This window comes from Rhizobacter sp. P2_H2 (genome assembly GCF_056403375.1).
Map to the genome: position 1 here is coordinate 1 of NZ_JBFUFP010001795.1, position 590 is coordinate 590.

Here is a 590-nt window from a genome sequence, read left to right on the forward strand (position 1 = left end):
ATGCGGTGACGGTGCAGGGCGACGTGGTCGAGGGCCTGCAGGGCCCGACGGTCACGACGCAGGTGTGGCCGGATCTCGACAAGCTGCAGAAGACCATGCCGGACGGCTATCGCATCGAGATCGCCGGCGCGGTGGAGGAGAGCAGCAAGGGGCAGGGCTCGATCGCCGCGGGCCTGCCGCTCGCGCTGTTCATCATGTTCACGCTGCTGATGCTGCAGCTGCACAGCTTCTCGCGTTCGATCCTSGTGTTCCTCACCGGGCCGCTCGGCATCGCCGGCGTGGCGGGCGCGCTGCTGCTGCTGAACCGGCCGTTCGGCTTCGTCGCGCTGCTCGGCGTGATCGCGCTGATGGGCATGATCATGCGCAACTCGGTGATCCTGATCGACCAGATCGAGCAGGACCGTGCGCGCGGCGTGCCGGCCTGGGAGGCGATCGTCGAATCGGCGGTGCGGCGCTTCCGGCCGATCGTGCTGACCGCGGCGGCGGCGGTGCTCGCGATGATCCCGCTGTCGCGCAGCGTGTTCTGGGGCCCGATGGCGGTCGCGATCATGGGCGGGCTGATCGTCGCGACGGGGCTGACGCTGCTGGCC

1 protein-coding gene is annotated in these 590 nt (G+C 69.8%); it reads left to right on the top strand.

The window, feature by feature from the left end:
- Window positions 1-590 (top strand): efflux RND transporter permease subunit (locus AC1D15_RS36260; protein WP_477829895.1); only part of this gene is annotated, 590 nt, incomplete at both ends.